The organism is Arthrobacter sp. LjRoot14, assembly GCF_964253905.1.
Taxonomy (GTDB): Bacteria; Actinomycetota; Actinomycetes; order Actinomycetales; family Micrococcaceae; genus Arthrobacter.
In genome coordinates, this window is sequence record NZ_CAXURL020000001.1 from 410,801 (window position 1) to 437,503 (window position 26,703).

General features: G+C 65.3%; 27 protein-coding genes. 13 read left to right on the plus strand and 14 right to left on the minus strand.

Features of this window, described 5'->3' with window-relative positions:
* Positions 1 to 39 precede the first annotated feature (39 nt).
* The 4 genes from ACSQ12_RS01955 to ACSQ12_RS01970 form a co-directional block, all read right to left on the minus strand.
* Positions 40 to 1,173, minus strand: a complete 1,134-nt coding sequence (locus ACSQ12_RS01955) for a YihY/virulence factor BrkB family protein (protein WP_436064115.1) — start codon at positions 1,171 to 1,173, stop codon at positions 40 to 42.
* 81 nt (positions 1,174 to 1,254) lie between these two features.
* Positions 1,255 to 1,851 (minus strand): DUF3618 domain-containing protein, encoded by a 597-nt coding sequence (locus ACSQ12_RS01960; protein ID WP_436064116.1) that lies wholly within the window; start codon positions 1,849 to 1,851, stop codon positions 1,255 to 1,257.
* 34 nt (positions 1,852 to 1,885) lie between these two features.
* Positions 1,886 to 2,308: a phage holin family protein gene (locus tag ACSQ12_RS01965; protein ID WP_436064117.1), complete on the minus strand. Its 423-nt coding sequence runs from the start codon at positions 2,306 to 2,308 to the stop codon at positions 1,886 to 1,888.
* The gene (locus ACSQ12_RS01970) at positions 2,305 to 3,267 is read right to left on the minus strand and encodes a hypothetical protein (RefSeq protein WP_436064118.1); all 963 of its coding nucleotides are present in this window, start codon (positions 3,265 to 3,267) and stop codon (positions 2,305 to 2,307) included. The genes ACSQ12_RS01965 and ACSQ12_RS01970 overlap by 4 nt, the downstream gene beginning before the upstream one ends.
* Before the next feature lie 213 nt (positions 3,268 to 3,480).
* Between ACSQ12_RS01970 and ACSQ12_RS01975 the strand changes: the two genes are divergently transcribed.
* Complete coding sequence (locus tag ACSQ12_RS01975) at positions 3,481 to 4,413, plus strand: spermidine synthase (RefSeq protein WP_436064119.1); 933 nt, start codon at positions 3,481 to 3,483, stop codon at positions 4,411 to 4,413.
* Between the two features lie 234 nt (positions 4,414 to 4,647).
* Here the strand turns inward: ACSQ12_RS01975 and ACSQ12_RS01980 are convergent, their stop codons facing one another.
* Positions 4,648 to 5,415 (minus strand): GAF and ANTAR domain-containing protein, encoded by a 768-nt coding sequence (locus ACSQ12_RS01980; protein WP_436064120.1) that lies wholly within the window; start codon positions 5,413 to 5,415, stop codon positions 4,648 to 4,650.
* 156 nt (positions 5,416 to 5,571) lie between these two features.
* Entirely contained in the window at positions 5,572 to 6,468 is an 897-nt protein-coding gene (locus ACSQ12_RS01985) for a LysR family transcriptional regulator (protein ID WP_209747866.1), read from the minus strand.
* A 132-nt stretch (positions 6,469 to 6,600) separates the two neighbouring features.
* On the opposite strand from ACSQ12_RS01985, the gene ACSQ12_RS01990 reads away from it, so the two are divergent.
* From ACSQ12_RS01990 to ACSQ12_RS02000, 3 genes are all read left to right on the plus strand, one after another.
* Complete coding sequence (locus ACSQ12_RS01990) at positions 6,601 to 7,980, plus strand: MFS transporter (RefSeq protein WP_436064121.1); 1,380 nt, start codon at positions 6,601 to 6,603, stop codon at positions 7,978 to 7,980.
* A 90-nt stretch (positions 7,981 to 8,070) separates the two neighbouring features.
* Positions 8,071 to 8,820 (plus strand): 3-hydroxybutyrate dehydrogenase, encoded by a 750-nt coding sequence (locus tag ACSQ12_RS01995; RefSeq protein ID WP_209747863.1) that lies wholly within the window; start codon positions 8,071 to 8,073, stop codon positions 8,818 to 8,820.
* A 60-nt stretch (positions 8,821 to 8,880) separates the two neighbouring features.
* A complete protein-coding gene (locus ACSQ12_RS02000) occupies positions 8,881 to 9,513 on the plus strand; it encodes a flavin reductase family protein (protein WP_436064122.1) in 633 nt (210 codons plus the stop codon).
* 84 nt (positions 9,514 to 9,597) lie between these two features.
* Here the strand turns inward: ACSQ12_RS02000 and ACSQ12_RS02005 are convergent, their stop codons facing one another.
* The 3 genes from ACSQ12_RS02005 to ACSQ12_RS02015 are packed head-to-tail and all read right to left on the minus strand — an operon-like array spanning position 9,598 to position 12,408.
* A complete protein-coding gene (locus ACSQ12_RS02005) occupies positions 9,598 to 10,683 on the minus strand; it encodes an ABC transporter substrate-binding protein (protein ID WP_436064123.1) in 1,086 nt (361 codons plus the stop codon).
* A 43-nt stretch (positions 10,684 to 10,726) separates the two neighbouring features.
* Positions 10,727 to 11,572 carry an ABC transporter permease gene (locus ACSQ12_RS02010; RefSeq protein ID WP_436064124.1) on the minus strand — a complete coding sequence of 282 codons (846 nt, stop codon included), beginning with the start codon at positions 11,570 to 11,572 and terminating at the stop codon, positions 10,727 to 10,729.
* Positions 11,569 to 12,408, minus strand: coding sequence for an ABC transporter ATP-binding protein (locus ACSQ12_RS02015; RefSeq protein WP_436064125.1), 840 nt, complete (start codon positions 12,406 to 12,408; stop codon positions 11,569 to 11,571). The genes ACSQ12_RS02010 and ACSQ12_RS02015 overlap by 4 nt, the downstream gene beginning before the upstream one ends.
* 257 nt (positions 12,409 to 12,665) lie before the next feature.
* On the opposite strand from ACSQ12_RS02015, the gene ACSQ12_RS02020 reads away from it, so the two are divergent.
* The 3 genes from ACSQ12_RS02020 (at position 12,666) to ACSQ12_RS02030 (ending at position 15,768) form a co-directional block, all read left to right on the plus strand.
* The gene (locus tag ACSQ12_RS02020; RefSeq protein WP_436064126.1) at positions 12,666 to 13,463 is read left to right on the plus strand and encodes an IclR family transcriptional regulator; all 798 of its coding nucleotides are present in this window, start codon (positions 12,666 to 12,668) and stop codon (positions 13,461 to 13,463) included.
* A 116-nt stretch (positions 13,464 to 13,579) separates the two neighbouring features.
* Positions 13,580 to 14,851 (plus strand): CaiB/BaiF CoA transferase family protein, encoded by a 1,272-nt coding sequence (locus tag ACSQ12_RS02025; RefSeq protein WP_436064127.1) that lies wholly within the window; start codon positions 13,580 to 13,582, stop codon positions 14,849 to 14,851.
* Positions 14,851 to 15,768, plus strand: coding sequence for a hydroxymethylglutaryl-CoA lyase (locus tag ACSQ12_RS02030; RefSeq protein WP_436064128.1), 918 nt, complete (start codon positions 14,851 to 14,853; stop codon positions 15,766 to 15,768). The genes ACSQ12_RS02025 and ACSQ12_RS02030 overlap by 1 nt, the downstream gene beginning before the upstream one ends.
* Before the next feature lie 19 nt (positions 15,769 to 15,787).
* Here ACSQ12_RS02030 and ACSQ12_RS02035 read toward each other — a convergent pair whose 3' ends face one another.
* The gene (locus ACSQ12_RS02035; protein ID WP_209747859.1) at positions 15,788 to 16,066 is read right to left on the minus strand and encodes a hypothetical protein; all 279 of its coding nucleotides are present in this window, start codon (positions 16,064 to 16,066) and stop codon (positions 15,788 to 15,790) included.
* A gap of 178 nt (positions 16,067 to 16,244) precedes the next feature.
* Positions 16,245 to 17,768 carry an amino acid permease gene (locus ACSQ12_RS02040; protein ID WP_436064129.1) on the minus strand — a complete coding sequence of 508 codons (1,524 nt, stop codon included), beginning with the start codon at positions 17,766 to 17,768 and terminating at the stop codon, positions 16,245 to 16,247.
* A 237-nt stretch (positions 17,769 to 18,005) separates the two neighbouring features.
* Between ACSQ12_RS02040 and ACSQ12_RS02045 the strand changes: the two genes are divergently transcribed.
* On the plus strand, positions 18,006 to 19,589 hold the full coding sequence (locus ACSQ12_RS02045; protein ID WP_436064130.1) for a DUF222 domain-containing protein: 1,584 nt from the start codon (positions 18,006 to 18,008) through the stop codon (positions 19,587 to 19,589).
* Positions 19,590 to 19,701: 112 nt separating this feature from the next.
* Here ACSQ12_RS02045 and ACSQ12_RS02050 read toward each other — a convergent pair whose 3' ends face one another.
* Positions 19,702 to 20,040, minus strand: coding sequence for a hypothetical protein (locus ACSQ12_RS02050; RefSeq protein WP_436064131.1), 339 nt, complete (start codon positions 20,038 to 20,040; stop codon positions 19,702 to 19,704).
* Positions 20,041 to 20,351: 311 nt separating this feature from the next.
* On the opposite strand from ACSQ12_RS02050, the gene ACSQ12_RS02055 reads away from it, so the two are divergent.
* The 4 genes from ACSQ12_RS02055 (at position 20,352) to ACSQ12_RS02070 (ending at position 25,037) form a co-directional block, all read left to right on the plus strand.
* Positions 20,352 to 21,134: an IclR family transcriptional regulator gene (locus ACSQ12_RS02055; RefSeq protein ID WP_436066912.1), complete on the plus strand. Its 783-nt coding sequence runs from the start codon at positions 20,352 to 20,354 to the stop codon at positions 21,132 to 21,134.
* Between the two features lie 204 nt (positions 21,135 to 21,338).
* On the plus strand, positions 21,339 to 23,033 hold the full coding sequence (locus tag ACSQ12_RS02060; RefSeq protein WP_436064132.1) for a urocanate hydratase: 1,695 nt from the start codon (positions 21,339 to 21,341) through the stop codon (positions 23,031 to 23,033).
* Between the two features lie 9 nt (positions 23,034 to 23,042).
* Complete coding sequence (gene hutH, locus ACSQ12_RS02065; protein ID WP_436064133.1) at positions 23,043 to 24,635, plus strand: histidine ammonia-lyase; 1,593 nt, start codon at positions 23,043 to 23,045, stop codon at positions 24,633 to 24,635.
* 165 nt (positions 24,636 to 24,800) lie between these two features.
* The gene (locus tag ACSQ12_RS02070) at positions 24,801 to 25,037 is read left to right on the plus strand and encodes a hypothetical protein (RefSeq protein WP_436064134.1); all 237 of its coding nucleotides are present in this window, start codon (positions 24,801 to 24,803) and stop codon (positions 25,035 to 25,037) included.
* Positions 25,038 to 25,073: 36 nt separating this feature from the next.
* On the opposite strand, the gene ACSQ12_RS02075 is transcribed toward ACSQ12_RS02070, so the two are convergent.
* Positions 25,074 to 25,310 (minus strand): hypothetical protein, encoded by a 237-nt coding sequence (locus tag ACSQ12_RS02075; protein WP_436064135.1) that lies wholly within the window; start codon positions 25,308 to 25,310, stop codon positions 25,074 to 25,076.
* Positions 25,311 to 25,454: 144 nt separating this feature from the next.
* Positions 25,455 to 25,970, minus strand: a complete 516-nt coding sequence (locus ACSQ12_RS02080) for a cupin domain-containing protein (RefSeq protein ID WP_436064136.1) — start codon at positions 25,968 to 25,970, stop codon at positions 25,455 to 25,457.
* A gap of 70 nt (positions 25,971 to 26,040) precedes the next feature.
* Between ACSQ12_RS02080 and ACSQ12_RS02085 the strand changes: the two genes are divergently transcribed.
* Positions 26,041 to 26,649 (plus strand): TetR family transcriptional regulator, encoded by a 609-nt coding sequence (locus tag ACSQ12_RS02085; RefSeq protein ID WP_436064137.1) that lies wholly within the window; start codon positions 26,041 to 26,043, stop codon positions 26,647 to 26,649.
* Positions 26,650 to 26,703: the final 54 nt, after the last annotated feature.

Genomic DNA, 26,703 nt, shown 5'->3' on the forward strand with positions numbered 1-26,703 from the left:
GCAATGTCCACCCAGTAGAGACCGGGCATGCCGTTTGCGCTAGGGGCTTTGGTCCTGTTCGCGGTCCCGCCGCTCGCGGTCGTGACGTTCGCGAAGGTCGCGTCCCCGCCGGATATCCTCTTCTTCCCGGACCTGCAGCTTGTCGCTTTGCTTGGTGTCCCGGGGCGGCAGCTGGATGGTTTCCTCGGCCTCGATGCCGGCTTGGAGCTGGCGGCCCCGCTCCATCTCGGCGTCGAACTCGGCGCCGAACAGCAGGGACATGTTCAGGATCCACAGCCACAGCAGCGCGATGATCACGCCGCCGATGGCGCCGTAGGTCTTGTTGTAGCTGTTGTAGTTGGCCACGTAGAAGCCGAATGCCAGGGACGCCAGCAGGAAGACCACGAGGGCGATGGCCGATCCCATGCTCATCCAGCGGAATTTCGGCTGCTTCACGTTGGGGGTGGCGTAGAACAGGACGGCGATCGCCACAATGACCAGCACCAGCATCACGGGCCATTTGGCGATGTTCCAGACGGCCAGGAACGCGTCGCCCAGGCCGATGACGTTCCCGACGGACTCTGCCACCGGACCGCTTAGCACGAGCATCGCGGCCAGCACGACGACGATCAGCAGATTGACGACGGTGACGCCGAGCATGGTGCCCCGGAGCTTGAGGAACGGCCTGCCCTCATCGACCTCGTACACCCGGTTCATGGCGCGGCCGAAGGCGCCTACGTAGCCCGACGCGGACCAGAGGGCGGTGAGGAGTCCAAGGAGCAGGGTGAAGCCGGCCGCCGAGGAGCCTGCCAGGTCTTCAATCACAGGGCGGATCGTGTTTACTGTCTCGCCCGGGGCTATGCCCTGCACGATGTCGAGAAGCGCGGACGTAGTTTTCTGGGCGTTGCCGAAAATGCCGAGGAGGGACACGAGGGCCAACAACGCCGGGAAAATTGAGAGGACCGAATAGTAGGTCAGGGCGGCGGCGAGGTCCGGGCACTGGTCCTTGGTGAACTCCCGGAAGGTCTTCTTAGCGATGTACTTCCACGAGGGCTTGCTGACGTCGGCGGGGCTGTCCGGTTTGCGGGAGTCATCCGGTGCAGGCGCAGTCCGGGCTTTGGCAGTGCTGCTCTCCTGCGTTTCGGCGTCGGGGCGGGCTGCGGTGCCGTTCTCGGTGGCAGGGTTCTTGGCCATGGGAATCTTCTTTCGTGGTTAAGCGCAGCGGCCGGCTGCCCAGCGCGTCAGCGAGGGCAACCGGCCGTCTTCCGGATCGGACTACACCTGTTGGACATTGTCCTTGGCGTCTGCGGCGCGGTACTTCACGTCGTCCACTGCGCCCTGGCCTTCAGCCTTGACGTGGTCAGTCGCTTCCATAGCGGTTGCCTTGACGTTCTCCATGGCGTCCTGCGCCGGGGCCTTCAGGCCCTGCGCGACGTCCTTGGCGGCTTCGGTCAGCTCCGTGGTGAGCGGCTCGGCTTTTGTCTTGAGGGCGTCGGCAGCCTCGCGCTCCTTCTCACTCGCCGGGATCAGGGACGAAACCAGCATCCCGGCGCCGAATGCGATCAGCCCTGCCGCGAGCGGGTTGCCCTGCGTCTTGGTACGCACTTGACGTGGCGTGTCCCCGATGGCCGCGCCGGCGTCCGACAGATGGGATCCCGCACCGCCGGTGCCGGAATGCACACGGTCAGTGGCATGCTCAGCTGTTCCCATGACCTTCTCCTTCACTCCGAACACGGCGTCCTTAACCTTGTCCGTCTGGCGGTGGACGATGTTCGACGGGGTAACTTTGTCCGCCACGGCGTCGACATTGGTGCCGAGCCGCGCGCGGGTTGCTTCGATATCGGCGCGGATGGCGTCCGGGTTTTCACTCATCGTGTGTACCTCGAGCTCTCTTTGTGCCTGTGTCTTAGTGGCTGGGTTTAAGGGTGGGAGGTATTTCCTGGAGCGTCTCCGCTGTCTGCGGCATGCCCTTGATCGCGTTGAGCTGCTTGCGGCCAACGGCTGTCAGGACAGCGGCGACGATGCCCCAGATAACAGCGACGACGACGGCGGACCAGCCGAGTCCCATGATTGTTCCCAAAGCCCACCAGAGGGCCAAGGAGAGGAACAGGAGCACGAAGTGGCCAGCCACTCCGGCCCCGGCCAGCATTCCGCCGCCTTTGCCGGCCCGGGACGCCGACTGCTTCAGTTCGGCCTTGGCCAGTTCCACCTCCTGGCGCATCAGCGTGGAGATGTCACGGGTCACGTCGCCGAGCAGGTCGCCGAGGGAGTTGTTATCCGCTTTGGCGTGCGCCGCCGAAGGAGTGGTTTCCGGATATTGACTGCTCATCGCTGCCCTCCGCGCAGGGGGTCGTCACGGTACGGATCGTCCGCGAGGGGGTCGGTTGCCAGCGGATCCTTGGCCAGCGGATCCGAAGCCCACTGGTCCCGCGGGGTTCCCTCATCCGCCAGGGGGCTGGGCGGGTACGTGTCCTCGGAATAGCTGTCGGCGCCGGTCCGCGCGTCGGAATACGCGCTGGTGCCTGCATACGCGCCGGTGCCTGCTCCGGCGACGGACAGCCCGGCAGTGTTGGCGTCGGGGGCCGGCATCTGCACCGGCGGCGGCGGAACCGCTGTCCCGGTGTCGGGAACGTAGCCGGGCACGCTGGAGATCGGAGCACGTGCGGTGCCGCCGCTGAGCGAGGCGCCCGTCGAGTCCGGTGCCCCGGCAGTGAGGCTGCGTGTCAGCCGGCCTGCAAGGATTCCCGCTCCGGCCGCGAGCATCAGGAACGTTCCCGGGCGCTGCCGTGCGAACGTCTTCACCTCGTCGAGCAGTGATCCGGGGTCCCGGCCTTCCAACCACGACGCCACAGACGCGGACCGGTCCGCAGCCTGGCGGATCAGGTCGGTGGCCACACCGGGCTGATCGGAGGCGTCCGCCATGGTGCGGAGTTCGCCGGAAATCGAATGGAGGCCCTGGGCCACCTTCTGCTGCTGGGCGCCGGCCTGGTCTGTCAGGTCCGTCTTTGCCTGGTAGAGCAGGTCCTTGGCGTTGGCCTTGACCTCTCCGGCGACGTTGGCGGCCTCAGCCTTGGCGGTTTCAGCCACGTGCTGGGCGGAGTCGGTTGCCTGGTGGGCAACGTCCCCGGCCTCCTGTTTGGCCGTCTCCGTCCTCGACGGCGTGCCTTGCGGTGCCGGGTAGGCGGTGTCATAGGCGGCGTCGGTTTCCGGCATCGCCGGGACGGCCGTTTGCTCTGCGACCCCAGGGGTGCCGTAGCTACCGTCCTGTGGCCATCGGTTCTCTGTCATCTTCGCGCTCTCTTTCCAAGAAGGTCGGCTGCTGATCAAGAACCAGCAATAACTGGCTACTAAATAGTAAGCATGATTACTATCAAATAGTAAGCACCCTTGGTGTATTAGTTTTTGGATCGGGTTTTCCGGCCTCGGCGGAAGTTTTTGGTTGCGGGGACCCCCCTGCCGGTCAACTAGGGTTGGGGCATGAGCAATGCGGTGGCCGGCTAGATGGCACGTAAGGGCCGGTCTGCCGGCAGGAACGCTGAACGTTCGACGCCGGGAGTCGTGGAGGTGCCCAAGGGAACCCGCCCTGACGGTCCGGTTGAGGGCGTGTACTACATCGACACCGGGGACTGCGAGCTGATCGCGGACCAGGACAATTCGAACGGCTGGTTGCTGCGCATCAACGGCGTCATGAGCTCGCACATCGACTTGGCGGATCCGCTCTTCCTTGACTTTGAATACATGCGGTGGATGGCCGCGCTGGTCGAATCCCGGTGGCCCCGGGAGGGCAGGCCCAAGCTGCGGGCACTTCACCTGGGCGGAGGTGCGTGCTCGCTGGCGCGCTACTTCCACGCCGCGTACCCGGAAGCCCGCCAGGTGGTCGTGGAGTTGGACGGCAAGCTGGCGGAGTACGTCCGCGGCTGGTTCGACCTGCCCAAGGCCCCGCTGCTGCGGCTGCGTGTGGGCGAAGCGCGTGAAGTCACCGAGTCGCTCACGCCCCAGACCCGCGACGTGATCATCCGCGATGTGTTTGCCGGTGCGCTCACTCCACGGCCGCTGACCACTGCCGAGTTCAACGGTCATGCCAGGCGGGTGCTGGCCCCGGGCGGCATCTACGTGGTGAATTCCGGGGACGCTCCGGACCTGAAGAACGCCCGCGAGGACGCCGCCAGCATCGCAGCAGTCTTCGAGCACACCCTGATCATCGCCGATCCCGCCATGCTCAAGGGCCGCCGGTACGGCAACATGGTGATGGCCGGCAGCGACCAGCCGTTCGACGACGACCCCCGGCTGGCCCGCAGGCTCCTGGGTGGCGGCGTACCGGCCCACATCTGGGATGACGCCAAGGTGCGTGCTTTTGCCGCCGGCGCAGCCGTCCGCCACGATCCGGCCCCGGCCCCGGTACCGGTACCGGAGGCGCCCGGCGCACCGGACTAGCAGCCGGCTCCTGCATTAGGACATCCGGCCCCGTTCCCGCAACAAAGGCACAAGGCGGCTGCAACATAAGGTCGCGGCAAGCGCAAAGTTGCCTCAAGAATCGGCTTTCGGAGCCATTTTTTGCTTTTGGGCCCTGCGGGCGTTGTAAGTTTGTGGAAGCTCTCCGCTTTCCCCCAAGACCGGAGGGCAGGAAGCCTCCGCGCTTGAGTCCCCTGACTCGCGCGGAGGCTTCCTTCATTCCGGCCGGATGTCCCCGCCGGGAGTTATGCCTCCGCCGGAAAGTCCGGCGCCGGAGAGGATGTCCGCGGCGATGGTGTGAAGTTTGCCGTCGCTGGCCCGCGCCGCCAGGTGTAGCAACTCCATCGCCTGGTCCCTGCTGCTGCGGTTCTGGACCATGATCAGCGAAACGGCGGCGTCGATGACGGCCCGTGATTTGAGGGCTGACCGGAGGCGCTCCGGGTAGATCTCCGCCGGATGGACACGGAGTGCCAGGCGGAGGATCCGGGAAATGGAATCCGTGTGCTCCTCGACGGAGGAAATGGTGGCAGCGTCGAAAGCGTCGGTGCTCCGGGCATAGCAGTTCAGGGCAGCAGCGGCGCCGGGGTCGGTGCGGATGGGGACCGCCAGGACGGAACGAATGCCCTCTCCCGAAACGGCCTGGGCGTAGTGCTCCCACCGGCGGTCATTTCCCAGGTCCGGGACCAATACCGTGTGCTGTTGCCGGAGGGCTGTCAGGCAAGGGCCGTCGTCGTAGGCGTACTGCTTCTCGTCCATCCTCAACGCCTCGTTGTCGCTGCTGGCCACGGTTGCCGGGCTGCCGTCGCGCTCCACCGTAATGGCGCACAGCATCGGATTGCAGCCGCCAAGGCGGGAGGCGGAGATGGTGGTCAGGCCCAGGAGGAACTCCGTGAATCCGGGGCTTTCAAGCAAGAGATCCTGGAGTTGCTCGGGGGTCGGGGCGTCGCCGGTGCCGGGAGCCATGACGGCCTCGATCCTTCGCATGCCTGACCCTTGGGGCCGGGCGGGAGCCGCGGACTCTTGAGCGCCCGCAGCCACGATGGTGGATATACACAGATTCGACGCGTTCACACCAGCGAAGGCTCTCCGACATCCCCTACTTCTGACACTACGCCGTGCCGGATGCCCTGAACATAGCCCTCAGTTCCTCCCCAGCAGGTGCTCCCGGTGCTCCACTGTCTGGTCGCGCAACGCCTGCACCAGCGCCGCAACGGCCGGACGACGCATGGAGTCGGGCCGCAGGACCATCCAGTAGGGGAGCCGTTCGGAGAAGGCGTCCGGAAGCAGCCGGACCAGGTCCTGGTGCAGGTCGCCCATGAAGCAGGGCAGGAAGCCGATTCCCGCACCGGCGCGGGTCGCTTCCACATGGACGAACACGTTGGTGGAGCTCAGGCCGTCCTTCATGGCCGGGACAAGCCTGCGCGGGGCGTCGAGGTCGTCCACCTGAAGCATGGAGTCCACGAAATACACCAGCGGATGTTCTGTCAGTTCCTCCACCGTCGCCGGTGTCCCGTTTTCGGCCAGGTAGGCCCGCGACGCGTACATGCCCAGCACGTATTCGCCCAGTTTGAAGGCCTCGGCGCGGTGCACCTGGGGCTCGCCCACCACCACCTCGATGTCCAGCCCGGAGCGCTGCTGCAGGGCCCGGCGGGTGACGGTCACGATCTCCACGCTGAGTCCGGGATGCTTGCGCCGCAGCTTCGCCACCGCCGGCGCAGCGATGTAGGCGCTGAAGCCGTCCGTGGCCGTCATGCGGACAACTCCCGTGATGGGGTCCGGCGCCTGGCCGGGCTTGCCCAGGCTGCGCACGGCTTGTTCCACCTGCTCGGCCACCAGCACGGCCTCGGCGCCGAGCTCCGTGAGTTCCCAGGCGCCGGCGGCCCGGGAGAGGACGCGGCCGCCCAGCGTTTTCTCCAAGGCCGCTATCCGGCGCGAGACGGTGGTGTGGTTCAAGCCCAGGGCCTGCGCCGCCGTCGTGAATTTGGCTGACCGCGAGACGGCCAACAGGACGAGGAGGTCGTCGGGATTAGCTTCCATATCTGCAATTCTGCACACAAGGAGTGCCGGTTTGGCCATTGAACCGCGGAGTTTCTGCGGCAATACTCATCTGAGCCCATTCAGTGCTGTGGATCACAGCGCGTGTCACCGTGGACACTAAGGAGAACCAACATGAGCGTAGAACAACGCTCTGCAACACCGGCCGCTCCCGCCCCAAAGGGCGCCGGCCTCAAGAAAATCGTCGCAGCCTCCATGGTTGGCACCGTAGTTGAATGGTACGAATTCTTCCTCTACGCCACTGCAGCAACCCTGGTGTTCGGAAAGTACTTCTTCCCGGCCACCGGCAATGAGCTGGACGGCATCATCCAGGCCTTCATCACCTACGCGGTCGGCTTCGTGGCCCGCCCGCTCGGCGGCATCGTCTTCGGCCAGATCGGGGACAAGCTGGGCCGCAAGCCCACCCTTCAGCTCACCATCGTGATCATCGGTGTGTCGACGTTCCTGATGGGCTGCCTCCCCGGCTTCGCCGAGATCGGCTACCTCGCCCCGGCACTTCTGGTGTTCCTGCGCTTCATCCAAGGCTTCGCACTGGGCGGCGAATGGGGCGGCGCCGTGCTGCTCGTCGCCGAGCACAGCCCCAACGAGTCCCGCGGATTCTGGTCCAGCTGGCCCCAGTCCGCTGTTCCCGTAGGCAACCTGCTGGCCACCCTGGTCCTGTTCATCATGTCCAACGTCCTCAGCAGCGCTGACTTCCTCAGCTGGGGCTGGCGCGTGGCATTCTGGCTCTCTGCGGTGATCGTATTCGTGGGCTACTACATCCGCACCAACGTCTCCGAGTCGCCGATCTTCCTGGAAGCGAAAGCACAGCTGGAGCAGGAGCAGGCCGTTAGCTACGGCGTCGGCGAGGTCATCCGCAAGTACCCCAAGGGCATCCTGCAGGCCATGGGCCTCCGGTTCGCGGAAAACATCATGTATTACCTCGTGGTCAGCTTCGCGATCGTTTACCTCAAGAGCGTCCATAAGTACGACACGTCCTCGCTCCTGCTGGCGCTGCTGATCGCCCACGTCATCCACTTCCTGGTCATCCCGCAGGTGGGACGGCTCGTGGACAGCTGGGGCCGGAAGCCCGTGTACCTGGTCGGCGCCATCACCGGTGCCACCTGGCCGTTCTTCGCCTTCCCCATGTTCGATACCAAGAACGCCGTGGTCATCGTCCTGGCAGTGACCATCGGCCTGTGCCTGCACGCGTTCATGTACGCGGGCCAGCCGGCCCTCATGGCGGAGCTCTTCCCCACCAGGATGCGCTACGCAGGTGTATCGCTGGGCTCGCAGGTCACCTCGATCTTCGCCGGTTCGCTGGCGCCGCTCCTGGCGACGCAGTGGCTCAAGGACACCGGATCATGGGTCCCCACGGCCATTCACCTGGTGGTGGCGTGTGCCGTCACCACAGTGGCAGTGTTGAGCCTCAAGGAAACCAAAGGCATTGCCCTCGAGGAAGTTGATCGGGCCGACGCCGAGCGAGAAGGCCTGGCGGTAGCAGCCACACGCTGAGCTACTGGATTGTGGCCGGCTCCAGCCCTGCTGGAGCCGGCCGGCCCGTTGAATCATTTGAACAGAATCATTTGAACAGGAAGGCTGGTTATGGAAAACACGCTGAACGGCCGCAAGGCTCTGGTCACCGGAGGAGCCGGCGGGATCGGCGCAGCCAGTGTGCGGGCCCTCGCCGCACGGGGCGCCAAAGTGGTGATCGCGGACGTCGACGAGGCCGCCGCAGCATCGCTTGCCGATGAAGTGGGCGGTACCGTCTGGGCAGTGGACCTGCTGGATGTGGATGCCCTGGCAACCGCCAGCCTGGACTGCGACATCCTGGTCAACAACGCCGGAATCCAGCGCATCAGCCCTATTGAGGACTTCGAGCCGGCCGATTTCCGCCGGCTTATCACCCTCATGCTGGAGGCGCCCTTCCTGCTGATCCGGGCGGCGCTGCCACACATGTATGCGAACAACTTCGGCCGGATCATCAACCTCTCGTCGGTGCACGGGATCCGGGCCTCCCCGTTCAAGAGCGCCTACGTGTCCGCCAAGCACGGCCTGGAAGGGCTGAGCAAGGTGACGGCGCTGGAGGGCGGGGCTCACGGGGTCACGTCCAACTGCATCAACCCCGGCTACGTGCGCACGCCCCTGGTGGAGTCGCAGATCGCTGACCAGGCCAAGGTCCACGGCATCCCCGAATCCGAGGTGCTGGCGAAGATCATGCTCACCGAGTCCGCCATCAAGCGCCTGGTGGAGCCGGAGGAAGTCGCCTCGCTGGTCGCCTGGCTCGCCTCGAATGACGCCGGCATGGTTACCGGCGCCAGCTACACCATGGACGGCGGCTGGTCGGCGCGGTAGTCCTGGTTGAGGAAGGTATTTGGGAAATGCGCACGGGACCTGCGCCGTTAGGCTGTGACCATGCGCAAGGATTTTAATCCGGATGAGTTGCCCGGCGGGGACTTCTACCGACTCTTGACGGCCGTGGTTGTTCCCCGCCCCATCGCGTGGGTGTCCAGCACCTCAGCCGACGGTGTGGACAACCTCGCCCCCCACTCTTTCTTCACCGTTGCGTCCGTGACGCCGCCGATCGTCCAGTTCACGTCGGTGGGGAGGAAGGACTCGTTGCGAAACATCCTTGAACGCCGGGAGTTCGTGGTGAACCTTGCACCGGCTGACCTCACGGCCGAGGTCAATGCGACGGGCACCAACTTCCCGCCTGATGTCAGTGAGTTCGACGCCGCAGGCTTGACCCGCGAACAGAGCCTCACCGTGGATGTCCCGCGGGTGGCGGAGTCCCCTGTGGCGCTGGAGTGCAGGCTGCATTCGACCCTGGAGATGGGAGACTGCGTCCTGGTCTTCGGGGAGGTCACCCATGCCGCCGTTTCCACGGACGTTCTTGAGGGCAGCCACCCCCGGATCGACCTTCTCGAACCGCTGGCGCGGCTCGGGCGGGATGAATGGGGGCACCTCGGTCCGGTTGAGGAACTCGGCCGTATCCGCAGGTCGGAATGGCCGGGCCACTTTCGACGGCGGGACGAACCGGAAGCATGACGCCTTCCAGCCGGGCGCTGAGGGGGATTTCAAAAAACAGGGGCCGGTCATCCGTTATGGATGACCGGCCCCTTGTTGTCTGGCCTACTTCACAAACTCGTTCGTGTAGGTGTCTGCGAGCTGAATGTCCTTGTCGCCAACCTCAGGGTTGGCCACGCGCTGGGTCTTCAGTACAGCCTCCACGCCATCCTCGGTGAAGGCGCCGTCCTTGCTGAGAGTTTTCTTGAGCTCCTCAATCACCTTCGCGTACAGGGCCTTGTCGCCGCCTGCGAATTTTTCGGGCATTTTCGCAGCGATCTCTTCGCCCGAATGTCCATCGATGAATTCAAGGGTGCGCTTGATTGCCTTGGCGAGTTTGCCGGCCGTCTCCTTGTTCTGGTCCAGCCAGTCAGCCTTGGCATAGAGGCTCGCTGACGGCCAGGCGTCCGCGTCGAACACTTCCTTAAGCCCTTCGGTGGTCCGGACGTCTTCCAGCAACACGGGATCGTGTCCTATCCGCTTGGTGAGCACGGAGACGTCGGGTTCGAGCATCACCGCCGCGTCCACCTGACCCTGCTCCATGGCCGCAACGGCCGAGGATCCGGCGCCGATGGCGGACACGGAGGCGTCCGTCTGCTGCATGCCGTTCTTGGCAAGCAGGAACTTGATGAACATGTCCGTGGAGGAGCCGGGTGCCGTGACGCCAACGTTCTTGCCCTTGAGGTCGGCAATAGTCTTGATCTTGCCCTCGTTCTTCGGGGCCACCAGCAACGCCAGCCCGGAGGACCTGCCCATGTCCACGAAGGCCTTGACCTTCTGGTTTTTGGCCTGCATCTGGATGGTGTGCTCGTAGTACCCGCTGGTCACCTGGGTGCTGCCGCCGATCATGGCAGTCAATGCCTTCGATCCGCCCTGCAGGTCCTGGAGCTCGACGTTCACGCCCTCCTCCTGGTAGTAACCAAGCTCCTGCGCGAGGGTGGTCGGAAGGTATGTCAGGAGAGTCTGGCCTCCGACGCCGACAACCACCTTCGTGCCTCCCGCCGCGCCGTTGGCGGCACCTCCCGTTCCAGTCTGTCCGGGAGGTGCAGCGGACGGCGTGCCGCAGGCTGAGAGGGCCAGGACCGCGGCTGCAGCGATGGCCAGTGGCCGGATGATGCTCCGGCACCTTTGCCGTTTTTCATTTCGAATCATCGAGTGTCCCTTCTTGACAGTGATAGTGGTGTGTCTAGAGCGCCTAGGACGACTGAACAGGGCGCCACCGGAGCAGATGCCGCTCCAAGCGATTGACGAGCAGGTCGATAATGAGGACCACGATCATCAGGATGAACATTCCGGCGAAGACGCCCTTGGTATCGAAGACCCCCTGCGCCTGGGCGATCGCATAGCCGACGCCGGCCGAAGCTCCGAGGTATTCACCCACCACGGCGCCGGTGATGGCGAAGCCCACGCTGATGTGCAGGCTGGAGAAAATCCAGGTCAGGGCGCTTGGAATGAACACGTGACGCAGGAGTTGCTTTTCGGAGGCGCCCAGCATCCGGGCGTTATCAACGAGAACGCGGTCAACGCTCTTCACACCCTCAAGAGTGTTGAAGAAGACGATGAAGAAAACCAGGGTGAAACCGAACGCCACCTTTGACCAGATGCCCAGGCCGAACCAGAGCAGAAAGATCGGGGCCAATACAACGCGGGGAAGGGCGTTGAACATCTGCAGGAACGGGTCCAGCAGCCGCTCGAGGAAACGGACGCGGGCCAGGACGAAGCCGAGGAGAAGCCCGGCGGCGGCGCCCACGATGAAGGCGAGTATGGCCTCCTGCATGGTGATCCACAGGTGGGGGAAGACGAATCCGGACGATACCCAGATCCAGACGGTCTGGAAGATATCCGAGGGAAGCGGAAAGAAGAACTCGTCCACTATGCCGGTTCGCACGGAAAGTTCCCACGCGCCGAGAACCGCAATCGTCAGGAGGAGCTGCGTGCTTCGCATCGCCAGCGCCGACATCTCGGTCCTGCCCGCCCGTCGGCGCGTGCCGGGTTCCAGCGCCGCAGAGAGTCCGTTCTTCTTTGATCCAACGATAGTCATGCGACTTCGCCTTCTTCCGCCATTGCCGTCTCGTAGGTCTTCGAAACTTCGATCTTCAACCTGCCCCAGATCTCACGGTGCAGCGCTACGAACTGGGGGTCGTCGCGAATATCGAGCAGGTCGCGCGGACGCGGAATGTAGATTTCGTAGCTTCCCACGACCGTGCTCCCAGGTCCCGCACCGAGGATCACGACCTCGTCGGAGAGCGCGATGGCTTCGTCCAGGTCGTGGGTGATGAAAACCACCGCCTTGCCCGATTCCTGCCACAGCTGAAGCAGTTCGTTCTCCATTATTTGCCGGGTCTGCACATCGAGTGCGGAAAACGGCTCGTCCATAAGCAGGACGTCCGGGTTGACGATCCAGGCCTGCGCGATGGCGGTGCGTTTACGCATGCCGCCGCTGAGCTGGTGCGGGTAGCGGTCAGCGAAATTCTTGAGTCCAACCTTCTCCAGCCAGCGCCGTGCCTCCGAATGCGCTTCCGACTTCGATACCCCGGCCATCGTCAGCCCGAGGCTCACGTTGTCGATCACCGTCTTCCACGGCAGTAGCGGGTCTTGCTGGAACATGTAGGAAGCACGACGGTTGACACCGATTACGGGTTCCCCAAAGCTCCTCACTTCGCCGGCGCTCGGGGTCAAGAGTCCCGCCGCCATGTTGAGGATGGTGGACTTGCCGGAACCGGTTGGACCCACGATCGAGACAAACCTGCCGGGCTCGACTTTGAGGTTGATATCCCGGACGGCAAAGTAGGTTTCACCCCCGGGCGTGGGGAACTGTCTGGTGCACCCGGCGAGCTCCACCGCGTACTTGGATTTGTCTGCCTGTGCAGCTGGCATCATTGCACTCTTCCCGGCCCGCGCTGGCCGATTTGTTGTCGCTGCTGATTATGGGTAGGACGAACGTTTTGAGTCGTCCGCGTGCCCGCATCGTCGGCTTTGACGAGTTGGGCGATGTTTCCACATCGTGGGTTCACCATCAGGATGTGGACCCGATGCTAGCAGTAACCTGCATCACACTCAACGGCCCCGGTGAAACTTTGCCGACCGCAGACGACAACGCCTGCGCCGGTGGACGGGGCTCATACACTTTGTCCATGAGCCCCAACGAATCATCGGTCACACCTTTGCTGGTTCTCCGAAAGATCACCGCCATCCTTGACGCTTTTTCCCTTGCCCAGCCGGAGCTTTCCTTGGCCGGAATCCGTGCGGCCACGGGAATGCCCCACTCCACCGTCCAGCGCCTGGTGGCGAACATGGTCCAGGAGGGGATCCTGGACCGGAGCGGAGACCGGTTCCGCGTCGGGGTTCGGATGGCCCACTGGGCTGCGCCGGCCACGCAGGGCCTGGACTTCCTGGAGTTGCTCACGCCCGTGCTGCGAAGGCTGCGGGATGAACTCGGCGAAACGGCCTGCATCTTCCGGGAGTCCCAGGGAAAGCGGGTTTGCATAGCGCTCGCCGAAACCAGGCGGATGCTCAGGAGGGTGGTGCAGGTGGGCGAGATCATGCCGCTCCACGTAGGAGCCGCCGGCCGCGTCCTTCTGGCCTGGAACCCCGATGTGGCCGAACAGGTCTATCGATCCGGGCTGCATTCGCTGACGGACCAGACGATCACGGATGCTACGAGCCTGGAGGCCGCCGTCGCGAAGACCCGGGCGGACGGATTCGCGATCACGACGGGTGAGCGGGTCTCGGGCGCGAGCGGAATCTCGGCTCCGATCTTCGGTCCGCAAGCGGAACTTTACGGCGCGCTGACCGTGATGGGGCCGGCGATGAGGATGCCGTACGACGTGTGCGCTTCGTGGCTCGAGCCCGTCCTCGCGGCGGCGGAGGAGTCAACAAGGGTCATCGGGGGAACGATTCCGCAGGAGGGTCTACCCACATCGTGGATTTAGGTCCACAATATGAAATAGTCTGGCGCCCGGGAAAAACATCTCATTAGGCTTCCCGCTAACCGAATCCGTGACGGTTGCCGCGGATTTTCCGGCGCCCGCAGAACAGGAGTCCAAAGATGGTGAAGGTTTCCGAGACGCCCCCGCAAGACCACACGACAACCGCTGTGTCCGTTCCCGATGTTCCGCAGGGGGCCGGACCCCTGGCCGGCGTGCGTGTCCTGGAATTGGGATCCCTCATTGCTGGTCCGTTCGCGGGACGACAGCTTGCCGACTTCGGCGCAGAAGTCATCAAGATCGAATCGCCGAACCGTCCGGACCCGATGCGGGAATGGGGCCGGGCGCGCGTGGAGGGCCACACGCTGTGGTGGTCCGTGCAGTCCCGCGGCAAGAAATGCGTGACGCTGGACCTCAAATCCCCGCCCGGACGCGGGCTCTTCCTTGAACTGTGCGAGGAAGCAGATGTCATTCTGGAGAACTTCCGCCCCGGCACGCTCGAAAAACTGGGTCTTTCCCCCGAGGAGGTCTGGCGGGTTAACCCTGGTCTCATCATTGCCCGGGTGTCCGGCTACGGCCAGACGGGGCCTGACGCGCACAAGCCGGGCTACGCCTCCGTTGCCGAAGCGAGGGGAGGGCTGCGGTACCTCAACGGATATCCTGACCAGGCACCGCCGCGCACCGGCATCTCGCTGGGGGACAGCCTGGCGTCACTCTATGCGCTGCAGGGAATATTGCTGGCGCTCTACTGGCGGGACGCACGGGGAGGAACGGGCCAGGTGGTGGACGTGTCCCTCGTGGAAGCATGCTTTTCGCTCCTAGAAAGTGCCGTGCCGGATTACGCGGCATCTGGCGTTGTTCCCGGTCCCAGCGGCTCGGGGTTGAAAGGGATCGCGCCGTCAAATATCTTCCGTTCCGCCGACGGAAAGTGGGTGGTAATCGCCGCTAACCAGGATTCGGTTTTCGTGAGGCTGGCTGCCGCCATGGGACGTTCCGAGCTGGCGTCGGACACGCGCTACAGCAACCATTCAGCTCGGGGCTTGCACCAGGAAGAGCTGGAATCACTCATTGCCGAATGGGTTGCAGGTTTCAACCACGACGAGCTCATCTCGGTCCTGGACCGCCACTCCGTCCCTAACAGCCCGGTCAGCAGCATTGAGGACATCTTCGAGGATCCGCAGCTTCGCGCCAGGGGAATGTTGGTGGAAGTCCTGGACGAGCAGTTGGGTTCGGTCGTGCAACCCGGAATTGTTCCGAAGCTGACGCGCAGCGCGGGGGAGATCGGCTGGAGTGGTCCCCTCACGCCGGGCTTTCACAACCGGGACATTTACAAGGGCCTGCTGGGGCTCTCGGACAAGGACCTGCAGGACGCCAAGGCAGAGGGGACCATCTGATGAACGACGTGCAGGCTTCACGGGCAGTTTCAATCGTGGATGTCAGCCCGCGGGACGGACTCCAGAACGAGAAAGTGCCCGTCAACACCGACGACAAGCTGCGCCTCATCCGGGAACTGATAGCGCTGGGCGCCAGGAGGATTGAGGCCGTCAGTTTCGTGAACCCCCGGAAAGTCCCGCAGATGGCGGACGCGGATGCGGTCATGGCCGGGGTGCCCAGGGATACAGGCGCCAGCTTCATCGGGCTGGTCCTGAATACCCGCGGCGCAGTCCGCGCCGTTGACGCCGGCGTGGACGAGATGAACTATGTGCTGCCGGTGACGGATGCCTTCGCTGCTGCCAACCAGAACACCACCGTCGTCGCCGCCCTCGACGCCTTGGAGGAGGTGTCCGCGATTGCCGCAGCGGCTTCGATTCCGCTCACGGTGACGGCGGCCGTCGCATTTGGCTGTCCCTATCAGGGTGACGTGCCCAAGGAACAGACCCTCGCCGTCGTCCGCAGTGCCCTGCAGCGCGGGGCGCTGGCGGAGGTTGCGCTCGCGGACACGATCGGCTGCGCCGTCCCTTGGCAGGTCGGCGACGTGTTCGCCGGGCTGCGCTCTGAGACAGAAGTGCCGATGCGGGCGCATTTTCACGAGACGCGCCACACTGCGCTGGCCAACACGTACGCCGCAATGGCCGCCGGCGTCGGAGTATTCGACAGCGCGGTAGGGGGCCTGGGCGGCTGTCCTTTTGCGCCAGGTGCCGCAGGCAACATCTCCACCGAAGACCTAGCATGGATGCTGGCACGCGCAGGGTTCGAGACGTCGATCGATCCGTTGCGGGCAACGGAACTTGGCCGCTGGATCTGCGCCAAGGTGGCAACTGCGCCACGATCCGGGCTGTCCGCTGCGGGGGTGTTCCCTCCGTCCTCCTGACGCTGTCGTCCTCCTGCGGCTACTCCGGCGTCCTCACCTGTCGGTAGTCGTAGTAGATCACCTCGGGCACCAGATCGGGGTGGGCGTCAGCCGCCGTCCGCAGGCCGAGCGACGAGCCGCGGATCACTGCCACGACGCCCAGCCTGCGGCCGTTGAACGGGTCGTCCCCGAGTACAACGTCGCCGATCTTGAAAGGCACGGTGGCCGTACGCACTTTCTCCGCAGCGTCGCTGAGCCAAGAGATCAAACGGCGCTTGTCGCGGGGGAGGGCAGGCCGGGAAGCTGGAAGATCCTTCATCAAAACCACTCCTTTGCAGTGCCTGGACCAGCAGGACGTGCAGGCGGTCCGGAAGCTGCAGCAAAGGGTTCGATTGTCCGGCCTGCGCCTGTTGTCTAACCTAAAGGCCAAACCCCACGCGTCGCATGCGTAACTCCTACCCCTTCTGTACCGTCCAACACTCGGAATTTTTTCTGGACTACTTGCCCGGTTCCGCGAGGCTCGACGCCGTCTCATCCACCAGTTCGGCGCGGGCGCGGCCATGGCCGCGGACCCACAGCCGGTAGGCCAGCACCAGCACCCCCAGCCACACCGCGCCCACGTAGAGCGCAACCCTGGAATCTTCGAACGCACCCAGGATCGCGATCACCATCGCCATGAATGCGATAGTCAGGACGGAGGCCGCCGGCCACCACGGAGAAGGGAATTCCGACGCCGGCAGCCCCCTGCGGGCGATCTCCCGTTTCATGGCCACATGGGATGCCAGGATCATGACCCATACCCAGACGGTGGCGAAGGTGGCGATCGAGGCGATCAGCAGGAACACGTCCTCCGGCATGACGGCGTTCAGGACCACCCCAACCAGCAGGACGACGGCCATCATCACAACAGTCATCCACGGCACCCCGTGGCGCGAGACCTTGCCGAAGCTGGCCGGTGCGTGGCCCTGCCGGGCCAGCCCGAAGAGGATGCGGCCCGCACCAAAAATGTCGCTGTTGATGGCGGACAGGGCTGCGGTAATCACCACGGCGTTGAGGATGTGCGGGGCGGCGGGAATGCCCAGGCCGCTGAAGATCTGGACGAACGGACTGCCGTTGGTGCCCACCTCGTTCCACGGAAACAGGCTCATCAGTACGGCCAGGGTCAGCACGTAGAAGAGCAGCACGCGCACGGGCACGGTGTTGACCGCCTTGGGGATGACCTTCTTGGGGTCGGCAGCTTCACCGGCTGTGACGCCGATAGTTTCGATCCCGCCAAAGGCGAACATCACGACGGCGAACGAGGCCAGGAGCCCTTCGAAGCCGTTGGGGAGCAGGCCCCCGTGCTCCACCAGGTTGCCGATCCCCGGTGCGACGGTGGCCCCGCCTGCCTGGAAACCGAAGATGATGATGGCCGCACCGCCGGCGATCATGGCGATGATGGCCACGACTTTGATCAGCGAGAACCAGAACTCCAGCTCCCCGAACACCTTGACGCTGAGCAGGTTCAGGGCAGCCAGGAAGAAGATGATGGCGAGGACCCAGATCCAGCGCTCCACGTCCGGGAACCAGAAACCCATATAGATACTGAAGGCCGTGACGTCCGCAATGGCCACGATGGCCATCTCGAACACATACGTCCAGCCGGTCACGAACCCGGCCAGCGGGCCGAGGTAGCGGCTGGCGTACTGGCCGAAGGAGCCGGATACAGGGTGCCGAACGGCCATCTCGCCCAGCGCCCGCATCACCATGAACACGGCGGCGCCGCCGATCATGTAGGCCAGGAGGACCGCCGGGCCGGCTTTCTGGATGGCGGAGGCTGAGCCGTAGAACAGGCCCGTGCCGATGGCCGACCCCAGGGCCATGAAGCGGATGTGGCGGACGTTGAGTCCGCGGTTCAGGACAGCGTCGACGGCGGTGCCCGCAGCGGCGCGGACAGTGCCTCCGGCGGTGCCGGGGGCCGTGGTGGTGTTTTCGGGAGCCGTTTGTTCTGCTGTTTTGGCTGCTGTTGGGGCTTGTTGCATGCGAATACCTTCTCGTCATTGGGAGGGGGATCGCCATCCAGCAGATCATTTTCGCGGCCTACGTGATGAGTCTCACGGAGGTTTGGTGTCTTTCATTTCAGACTGTTCGGCACACGTCCGCTTTTTCCCCTCCAGCGTGAACGGACAGTTGCGGCCCCGGTGCGGGGTGCGAACGGACGCTTACGGGCCGTTGCTGTGCCATCAAAGAATGTCGGTGCCTCGCGCGATGCTTTGGGTATGGAAATCAAGGCGGTCGTGGAGACGACGGAGGCGATCGGGGCTTCCGTCGCTGCGTTGGCTGCCATGTTCCGCCGCGGTACTGACGACGTGGGCTCCGCCAGCGGTGATCCGCTTCGGGACCGGGCGGATGCGTGCCTGGACGGAATGGCTGAGCTCGCCGGGATGGAAGCCGGAATCGCTGCCCTGAAGGTGCACCTCGCCGCCGGATACGCTGAAACAGCCGCAGCCATCGCGCCGCCGCCAGCGTCCCCGCAGGAACACACAGTCCAGGACATGGCCGTAACTGCCGAGGTCGCGTGTGTCCTGACAGTCAGCGAACGCACCGCCGGTGCCCTCCTGGCCGAGGCCCACGCCCTGACCACTGCCTTGCCGCTGACGCTGTCCGCGCTGCAGGCCGGAAGTATTTCCTGGCAGCACGCCAGGATCATGGTGGACGAAGCCGCCAACCTCGACCGGGCTGGAGCCGCTGGTTTGGAGGCACATTTCCTGGACGCCGACGCGCCAAACCCCGCCCGCGGGTGCCCGGCCGGGGACCTCGTCCCGTCCCGGTTCCGCGCCAAGGCCCGCACCTGGCGGGAGCGCCACCACCCGGTCAGCATCGAAGAGCGCCACACCAAGAGCGCCAGGGACCGGCGGGTCGAGTACCTCCCGGACCGGGACGGCATGGCCTGGCTCTCCGCGTACCTTCCCGCCGACACCGCCGCCGCGATCTGGGACCGAACCACCAGTGCCGCCCGGGCCCTCCAAGGAGCAGACGAGGCCAGGACCCTTACCCAACTCCGCGCCGACGTCGCAGCCACTTGGCTCCTCACTGCAGGCAGCGAAACTGAAGGCAGCTCAGTGGCTGGAGAGGTGCCTTCCCCTGCAGCGCAGGTACTCATTACCGTTCCGGTGCTCTCGCTGCTGGGCTTGAGCGAGGAGGCTGCCATGCTGGACGGGTACGGGCCGGTCCCGCCGTCCATGGGGCGAGCCCTTGTCGCCGAGGGGGCTTCGTCGTTCCTGAGGGTGCTGACTGACCCCCGGAATGGTGCGCCGTTGGAGATCGGACGGACCAGCTACCGCATCCCCAAAGTGTTGCGGCAGTGGCTCCGGCTGAGGGACGGGAAATGTCCGTTCCCCGGCTGTAACAACCAGTCGCTGGACAATGACGCGGACCACCTCCTCGCCTGGGCTCGCGGCGGGACCACAGGGATCAGCAACCTCGGCCAACCGTGCCGCAAACACCACCGCCTCAAACACGCCACCGGGTGGGCACCCTCCGGCGCCGGAACCCATGAACCGCCGGGCTGGACTTCACCCACAGGCCGCCATTACGCCAGCGAACAACCCGACTGGGATCCACCCCGCTTGCCAAGTGAGACCGTTGCCCTGGCTAACAGCCCGGAGCCGGGCGCGCCCGAGGAGTTCGACAACAGTCCGGGCCACCCCTTGCCCGCATATCCTGGGCCGGATAGTGACCGTGACTCGCCGGTAGACGACGACCCATTGCCCGATCTCGAACCGGCAGACTATCCGCATGCCGAAGACCCCTTCGTGGAATGGGAGCTCTTTCTGTCCGCAGAGAGCTACTCGGTCGGCTAATTAGGCCGCGGACGTCAGCGCGGCGGAACCCTGCCCCGCGGTTGGCCCCGGCCACCAGGCCGATTTTCCCTGCCGGTGGTTTGGTCATGGCCGCGTGCTTACCGCCTTGTTCCTAGCCTTGTTGCTGCGTGCTCAGCACGATGATGGCGGCGTTGATTCCTAGCCCGATGAGCCACCACTTGTTGAAGGTCAGCAGAAGCAGCGCCGCCGAGATTGCTGCTCCGGAAACAGTGACGGGGACCCACCAGGACGTCCCGCCGATTAGCCCTGTGCCGCCCGCGGCCAGCACAACGGTGGCGGCAACAGCCAGCACCACTGCAACGCGCCTGACGTCGCCGACGAAGGGGGAGCGTCCGACGTCGAACGGTGCTTTCGGGTCCGGCTTGGGGAGCCAGATGGCGAGATGGACCAGTCCATGGGCGATAAGGAACAGCCCGGCAATCCACTGCATGGCGACCTCCCGCAACTGTCCGTGACCTCCATCCAAGCACCGGACGGGTGGCACGGCATAGGGGCGGAAGCCCCGGCCGCACATCCGCAGGGAGAATGTCTGGCATCCCGGACACCGGTGTGGTTCGATGGCATCGCCGGGCACCCCGGAGGGGAGCACGCTTAAGTACGGGATACCGGACACCTGCGCGGTGTCCGGCCGCGATCGATGGAGGACACATGGCGGACAGTGAGTCGCCCGTGCGGGAAGCGCCAAAAGCGACGCCAAAGACGGCGCCAAAAGCGGCGTCGACCGCGGTACTAAAGCCGGCAATGAAGGTGACGTCGAAAGTTCCCGCGGCCGAAAACACCCTGCGCATCCTCAAGCTGCTGGCCTCCAAGCGCGGCCCCATGGCGGCGTCGAACATTGCCACCGCGCTGGGCCTGCCGCGATCGAGCGTGTACCACCTGCTCGGCGTGATGGAAGCCAACGGCTTCGTGATGCATCTGCACGAGGAGCAGCGGTACGGCCTGGGCATCAGCGCCTTCGAACTCAGCTCCGCGTACTCGAGGCAGGAACCGCTGTCCCGGCTGGGGCGGCCAATGCTCGCCTCCCTGGTGGACGTCATCGGCGAAAGCGCGCACCTGGCGGTGCTCCACGGCCGCGACGTGCTGTACATCGTGGAGGAGCGTGCCAAGAACCGGCCGTCCCTGGTGACCGACGTCGGCGTCCGGCTGCCCAGCCACCTCACGGCCAGCGGCCGCGCCATCCTTGCCGCGCTGCCCAAGTCGCAGGTCCGCGCGCTGTACCCGAACGCGGCAGTCTTCACCGCCCGGCACGAGGTGGAAGGCGCCATCATGAAGTACTCGGCGCTGTCCTCGCACCTGGACCAGGTCCGGCAGCGCGGCTATGCCACCGAACACGGTGAGGTGACGCCCGGCTTCGGCTCGATTGCCGCCGCGGTGACGGACCACGTGGGATGGCCGACGGCGGCCGTCGCCGTGACCTTCCTCGAAGACAAACTCCCGGCAGACCAGTGGCCGGCCCTCGCTGCCCGCGTCCGGAAGGTGGCGGACGAGCTCTCGGTCCGCATCCACGGCCGCCCCGCGGGCTAGTCCGCACCGCAGCCCAACTAGCTCGCAGTTAACGTCGCCAAAAGCGCTTTTCGCGACGTTAACTGCCAGCCAGTTGGGCACTGGGAGCGCGTCTGGAATCCCGGACAGCACCCTTCCGAAAGCCCTGTTTCCGCACCCGCGGACAGGCTTTAGTTGATACAGAACCTCTTCCCGCGAACCACCCGAAACAATGAAGGAGCCCCCATGGCACCCGCCGATTTCACCACCGGTGCCCGCCCGGTCAAAGCAGCCCGCGGCACCGAGCTCACCGCCAAGAGCTGGCAGACGGAAGCGCCGCTGCGCATGCTCATGAACAACCTGGACCCGGAGGTGGCCGAGCGCCCCGACGACCTCGTCGTATACGGCGGCACGGGCCGCGCCGTCCGGTCCTGGGCCGCGTTCGACGCGATCACCCGCACCCTGGAAACCATGGAAAAGGACGAGACCCTGCTGGTCCAGTCCGGCAAGCCCGTGGGTGTCTTCCGTACCAACGAATGGGCGCCGCGTGTGCTGCTGGCCAACTCCAACCTCGTCGGCGACTGGGCGAACTGGCCCGAATTCCGCCGACTCGAGGCCGAGGGCCTGATGATGTACGGCCAGATGACCGCCGGGTCCTGGATCTACATCGGCACCCAGGGCATCCTGCAGGGCACGTTCGAAACCTTCGCCGCGATCGCCCGCAAGCTCACCGGGGACGAAAATGGCACCCTCGCCGGCACCCTGACCCTCACCGGCGGCTGCGGCGGCATGGGCGGCGCCCAGCCGCTCGCCGTCACGCTGAACGACGGCGCCTGCCTGATTGTCGACGTCGACGAGACCCGCCTGCGCCGCCGTGCCGGCAAGCGCTACCTCGACGAGGTGGAAACGGACCTCGACGCCGCGATCGCCAAGGTGCTCAAGGCCAAGGAAGAGCGCCGCGGCTGGTCCGTGGGCTACGTCGGCAACGCGGCCGAGGTCTTCCCGGAGATCCTGCGCCGCCACAACGCCGGCGAGCTCACCGTGGACATCGTCACGGACCAGACCTCCGCGCACGATCCGCTGAGCTACCTGCCCGAAGGCATCACGGTGGAGGAATGGCACACCGAGGCGGCCGCGGACCCGGAAGGCTTCACCAAGAAGGCCCAGGCGTCGATGGCCAGGCACGTCCAGGCCATGGTGGAGTTCCAGGATGCCGGCGCCGAGGTGTTCGACTACGGCAACTCCATCCGCGACGAGGCCCGCAAGGGCGGCTACAACCGCGCCTTCGAATTCCCCGGCTTCGTCCCGGCTTACATCCGGCCGCTGTTCTGCGAGGGCCTCGGCCCCTTCCGCTGGGTGGCGCTCTCCGGCGACCCGGAGGACATCCGCGTCACTGATGAGGCCATCAAGGAACTGTTCCCGGAGAACAAGCACCTGCACCGCTGGATCGACGCCGCCCAGGAGCGGGTCGAGTTCGAAGGCCTGCCGGCCCGCATCTGCTGGCTGGGCTACGGTGAACGTGCCAAGGCCGGCCTGCTGTTCAACCAGCTCGTCAAGGAAGGCAAGGTCAAGGCGCCCATCGTGATCGGCCGCGACCACCTCGACTCCGGCTCGGTCGCCTCCCCGTACCGCGAAACCGAGGCCATGGCCGACGGCTCCGACGCGATCGCCGACTGGCCGCTGCTCAACGCCCTGCTCAACACCGCCTCCGGCGCCACCTGGGTCTCCATCCACCACGGCGGCGGCGTCGGCATCGGCCGCTCCATCCACGCCGGCCAGGTCTCCGTCGCCGATGGCACCGACCTCGCCGCGGAAAAGCTCGAACGCCTGCTCACCAACGATCCCGGCATGGGCGTCATCCGCCACGCCGACGCCGGCTACGACCGCGCCGTCGAAGTCGCCAAGGAACGCGGCGTCCGCATCCCCATGAACGAAAAGTAGGAACACCCAATGACTCTCACCACCCACGAACCGCTCACCGTCACCCTCGGCTCCAGCGGCGTCACCCCCGAGGACGTCGTCGCCGTCGCCCGCCACGATGCCCGGGTGGCCATCTCCCAGGAAGCCCTGGACACGGTCGCCAAGGTGCGCGCCCACATCGACGACCTCGCCCACAGCGAAGTCCCGGCCTACGGCATCTCCACCGGCTTTGGGGCGCTGGCCAACAGGCACATCCCCAATGAGCTCCGCACCCAGCTGCAGAAGTCGCTGATCCGCAGCCACGCCGCCGGCATGGGGCCGGCCGTGGAGCGCGAAGTGGTCCGCTGCATCATGTTCCTGCGCGCCAAGACCCTCGCCTCCGGCCGGACGGGCGTCCGCCCCGTGGTGCTACAGACCATGGTGGACGTGCTCAACGCCGGGATCACTCCGGTGGTCCGCGAATTCGGCTCGCTCGGCTGCTCGGGCGACCTCGCTCCGCTCTCCCATTGCGCCCTGGTCCTCATGGGCGAAGGCGAAGCCGCCGGTCCGGACGGCACGCTGTACGGGAGCAAAGGCCAAAGGCCTGTTGCCGACCTGCTGGCCGAGCACGGGATCGAACCCGTCACCCTGGCCGAGAAGGAGGGCCTGGCCCTGGTCAACGGCACCGAAGGCATGCTGGGCATGCTGCTGATGGCCATCGCGGACATCCGCCAGCTGCTCACGACGGCGGATATCACCGCCGCGCTCAGCGTCGAGGCGCTGCTCGGCACCGACCAGGTATTCCTGCCCGAGCTGCACGCCGCGCTCCGGCCGCATCCGGGCCAGGCTGCGTCCGCCGACAACATGCTGCGGGTGCTGTCCAACTCCCCGATCGTGGCCTCGCACCGGGTCAACGACACCAAGGTCCAGGACGCCTACTCGCTGCGCTGCGCACCCCAGGTGGCCGGCGCCGTCCGCGACACCGTGGACCATGCAGCCCTCGTCGCCTCGCGCGAACTCGCCGCCGCCATCGATAATCCCGTTGTCCTGCCGGACGGACGCGTGAGTTCCAATGGCAATTTCCACGGCGCCCCGGTGGCCTACGTTTTGGATTTCCTGGCAATTACCGTGGCGGATTTGAGTTCCATTGCCGAACGCCGTACCGACCGCATGCTGGACCCGGCGCGTTCACACGGGCTGCCCGCCTTCCTGGCTGCGGACCCTGGTGTCGATTCCGGCCTGATGATCGCGCAGTACACGCAGGCCGGTCTGGTCTCGGACAACAAGCGGCTCGCCGTCCCGGCATCGGTGGACTCCATCCCCAGCTCAGCCATGCAGGAGGACCACGTGTCCATGGGCTGGCACGCTGCCCGGAAGCTCCGCAAGGCCGTGGAGAACCTCCGCCGCGTCCTGGCGATCGAGCTGGTGACGTCGGCGCGGGCCATCGACATGCGGACCCAGCTGTCCGGGGGAGAGCTCATCCCGGGGCCGGCCGGAGCCGCGGTACTCGCGGCGCTCCGCAACGTGGTGGACGGCCCGGGAACGGACAGGTTCCTGTCGCCGGAACTGGAGGCCGCGGACCGACTCGTCGCCTCCGGCGAGGTGCGGGCGGCAGCCGAATCCGCCGTCGGAATTCTGGCCTAAAAGTGAATATTATGCATCAAGAATGACAATTTCCCGGTGCCCCCGAAATACTGCGCGACACAACAGGCGGGGGCCCGGGAATTGTAGTAGAACTAAAGACGTAGTGATGAAGCCCACACCAATGATGTTGTGGCAAAAGAACATATACAAAGGGGTAGAAGTTCAATGAAAGCACGGGGGACGGTTCTGTCCAGGCGGGCGGCATTTGCTGCCACGGTTTCCGACTGGAGAACCCTCAAGGCAGGCGAGCGGGTCGAAATCCTCAAGCATGCGCATGTGGTGGCCGCAGGTGAAATCGAGGAAATTTCCGTGAGTGGAAACGTGCTGTGGCTGGTGCCTTCGGGCCCGTCGGAAACCCAGCTCTTTATGAAGTCCGACGGCGTCCAGGTCCGCAGGACTTAAGCCGCGGACCTGGACAGCCGAACGTGAGCCGCGGAGTTAGGCGGCGATGTCTTCGTAGGTCTCACCGAAGGGGACGGATTCGTCCAAGGCCACAGTGAACGCGCCCGGCTCGTGGCGGGTGACGCGGATGCCGCAATTGCCGTCCTCGACGGCAGCTTCGATGAGTTCCTTGACGGCGCTGTCCAAGCCGTCGTGGGCCTCTTCGACGGTGGAAAAGGTCAGGCGGATGGACCGCGCGTTGGTGGTCCGGGTTTCCAGGATGGCTGAGCTCATTGCAGGACTTTCTCTAAACTATGCGCCGGTTGGCCACAATCCATTCTACCGACGCTGTCAAAATACGTAGGATGTCTGGCATTTGTCCCTCCGGGTTTCGGGTTCACCGAACCCCGGAGGGACAGCCTGTTTTAAGCCCCGCCCTCAGTGGGATCCGAAGGGTGGCGGCCCCAGGAGCACAATCCCGCCGTTCCTGCGCGCGGACTCCTGCACCTTGCCGAAATCCACGGCGCCGCCCCCGGCCCCGGCGTCCAGTGGCGTGCTCGCATCCCAGTAGAAAGCCTGGCAGCATCCCGGTGTATGCAAACAAAGCATCCGGGCGTGGGGGGACGTCACCATAAAAGCGTGGGGGACACCTCGGGGCGCGACCATCAGGCCGCCCTCGCCGACCCGGTGTTCTCTTCCGTCCATGTGAACCAGGATCTCGCCTTCCAGGATGAACATGGTTTCGTCCGAATCGGGATGTGTGTGCAGCGGCGTCATCTTGCCGCCGGACATCTGGTCTTCGAACATCATGAAGGCCCCGCCGGTCTCCTCGGCCTTGGCTTTCCAGATGTGCACTCCGCCGCCGAAGAACCAGCGCCGTTCGCCTTCCTCCCGTCCCCGGATGATGGGGTTGATGGCTACGGAGTTGATCGCGGGACTGCCGGTTGCGTCCATGGGGCTCTCTCTTCACTGAGAAGCTTATGGGACTGATGTCCCATAACAAGACTGGAGTACCATAAGGTCCATGTCAACCCCCTACCAGGCTGGCGGGCGAACGGGCCAGAAGCAACGGACGTTCGACGCACTGGTGGCGGCCGCCCGGGAGGCAGTGGCTGCCGGCCACACTCCCACAGTGGATGACGCGGCTGCTGCTGCAGGCGTCGCCCGGAGCACCGCCTACCGGTATTTTCCGGGCCAGCGTGAGCTGCTGGCCGCCGCGCATCCGGAGACCGCGCGAACGTCCCTCCTGCCGCCGGACGCCCCGGACGATCCCGCCGCCCGGCTGGACGCCGTCGTGCTCGAATTCACGCAACTGATCGTCCGGACTGAGGCGCAACAGCGCACCATGCTCCGGCTTTCTCTTGAAGAGGCCAAAGAGGATTCGCCGCTGCCGTTGCGGCAGGGGCGGGCCATCGCCTGGATCGAGGAATCCCTGCACCCGCTCCGGAGCACCTGGTCGCCGGCGGCCATGCGGGCACTGGCGCTGACCATCCGCAGCGCTATTGGCATCGAGGCCCTGGTCTGGCTCACGGATATCGGCGGACTCACGCGGGAGCAGGCGGTGGCATCCATGCGGTGGTCCGCGCAGGCACTGTTGCGCCAGGCGATTACTTCCGGGCCGCCTCCGCACTGACCCTCCCACCCGGGCGGTGACTCAACGAACTGTCCCCGCCCCGCGGGAGCGGTG

Bases quoted from the DNA above. Each gene is read 5' to 3' on its own strand.
- ACSQ12_RS02030 (WP_436064128.1), top strand. From the start codon at position 14,851: ATGAACGACGTGCAGGCTTCACGGGCAGTTTCAATCGTGGATGTCAGC.
- ACSQ12_RS01970 (WP_436064118.1), bottom strand. From the start codon at position 3,267: ATGACAGAGAACCGATGGCCACAGGACGGTAGCTACGGCACCCCTGGG.
- ACSQ12_RS02085 (WP_436064137.1), top strand. From the start codon at position 26,041: ATGTCAACCCCCTACCAGGCTGGCGGGCGAACGGGCCAGAAGCAACGG.
- ACSQ12_RS01960 (WP_436064116.1), bottom strand. From the start codon at position 1,851: ATGAGTGAAAACCCGGACGCCATCCGCGCCGATATCGAAGCAACCCGC.
- ACSQ12_RS02040 (WP_436064129.1), bottom strand. From the start codon at position 17,768: ATGCAACAAGCCCCAACAGCAGCCAAAACAGCAGAACAAACGGCTCCC.
- ACSQ12_RS02060 (WP_436064132.1), top strand. From the start codon at position 21,339: ATGGCACCCGCCGATTTCACCACCGGTGCCCGCCCGGTCAAAGCAGCC.
- ACSQ12_RS01990 (WP_436064121.1), top strand. From the start codon at position 6,601: ATGAGCGTAGAACAACGCTCTGCAACACCGGCCGCTCCCGCCCCAAAG.
- ACSQ12_RS02080 (WP_436064136.1), bottom strand. From the start codon at position 25,970: ATGGACGCAACCGGCAGTCCCGCGATCAACTCCGTAGCCATCAACCCC.
- ACSQ12_RS02000 (WP_436064122.1), top strand. From the start codon at position 8,881: ATGCGCAAGGATTTTAATCCGGATGAGTTGCCCGGCGGGGACTTCTAC.
- ACSQ12_RS02005 (WP_436064123.1), bottom strand. From the start codon at position 10,683: ATGATTCGAAATGAAAAACGGCAAAGGTGCCGGAGCATCATCCGGCCA.
- ACSQ12_RS02020 (WP_436064126.1), top strand. From the start codon at position 12,666: ATGAGCCCCAACGAATCATCGGTCACACCTTTGCTGGTTCTCCGAAAG.
- hutH (WP_436064133.1), top strand. From the start codon at position 23,043: ATGACTCTCACCACCCACGAACCGCTCACCGTCACCCTCGGCTCCAGC.
- ACSQ12_RS01955 (WP_436064115.1), bottom strand. From the start codon at position 1,173: ATGGCCAAGAACCCTGCCACCGAGAACGGCACCGCAGCCCGCCCCGAC.
- ACSQ12_RS02035 (WP_209747859.1), bottom strand. From the start codon at position 16,066: ATGAAGGATCTTCCAGCTTCCCGGCCTGCCCTCCCCCGCGACAAGCGC.
- ACSQ12_RS02025 (WP_436064127.1), top strand. From the start codon at position 13,580: ATGGTGAAGGTTTCCGAGACGCCCCCGCAAGACCACACGACAACCGCT.
- ACSQ12_RS02015 (WP_436064125.1), bottom strand. From the start codon at position 12,408: ATGCCAGCTGCACAGGCAGACAAATCCAAGTACGCGGTGGAGCTCGCC.
- ACSQ12_RS02075 (WP_436064135.1), bottom strand. From the start codon at position 25,310: ATGAGCTCAGCCATCCTGGAAACCCGGACCACCAACGCGCGGTCCATC.
- ACSQ12_RS02010 (WP_436064124.1), bottom strand. From the start codon at position 11,572: ATGACTATCGTTGGATCAAAGAAGAACGGACTCTCTGCGGCGCTGGAA.
- ACSQ12_RS02050 (WP_436064131.1), bottom strand. From the start codon at position 20,040: ATGCAGTGGATTGCCGGGCTGTTCCTTATCGCCCATGGACTGGTCCAT.
- ACSQ12_RS01985 (WP_209747866.1), bottom strand. From the start codon at position 6,468: ATGGAAGCTAATCCCGACGACCTCCTCGTCCTGTTGGCCGTCTCGCGG.
- ACSQ12_RS01995 (WP_209747863.1), top strand. From the start codon at position 8,071: ATGGAAAACACGCTGAACGGCCGCAAGGCTCTGGTCACCGGAGGAGCC.
- ACSQ12_RS01980 (WP_436064120.1), bottom strand. From the start codon at position 5,415: ATGCGAAGGATCGAGGCCGTCATGGCTCCCGGCACCGGCGACGCCCCG.
- ACSQ12_RS01965 (WP_436064117.1), bottom strand. From the start codon at position 2,308: ATGAGCAGTCAATATCCGGAAACCACTCCTTCGGCGGCGCACGCCAAA.
- ACSQ12_RS01975 (WP_436064119.1), top strand. From the start codon at position 3,481: ATGGCACGTAAGGGCCGGTCTGCCGGCAGGAACGCTGAACGTTCGACG.
- ACSQ12_RS02055 (WP_436066912.1), top strand. From the start codon at position 20,352: ATGAAGGTGACGTCGAAAGTTCCCGCGGCCGAAAACACCCTGCGCATC.
- ACSQ12_RS02070 (WP_436064134.1), top strand. From the start codon at position 24,801: ATGAAAGCACGGGGGACGGTTCTGTCCAGGCGGGCGGCATTTGCTGCC.
- ACSQ12_RS02045 (WP_436064130.1), top strand. From the start codon at position 18,006: ATGGAAATCAAGGCGGTCGTGGAGACGACGGAGGCGATCGGGGCTTCC.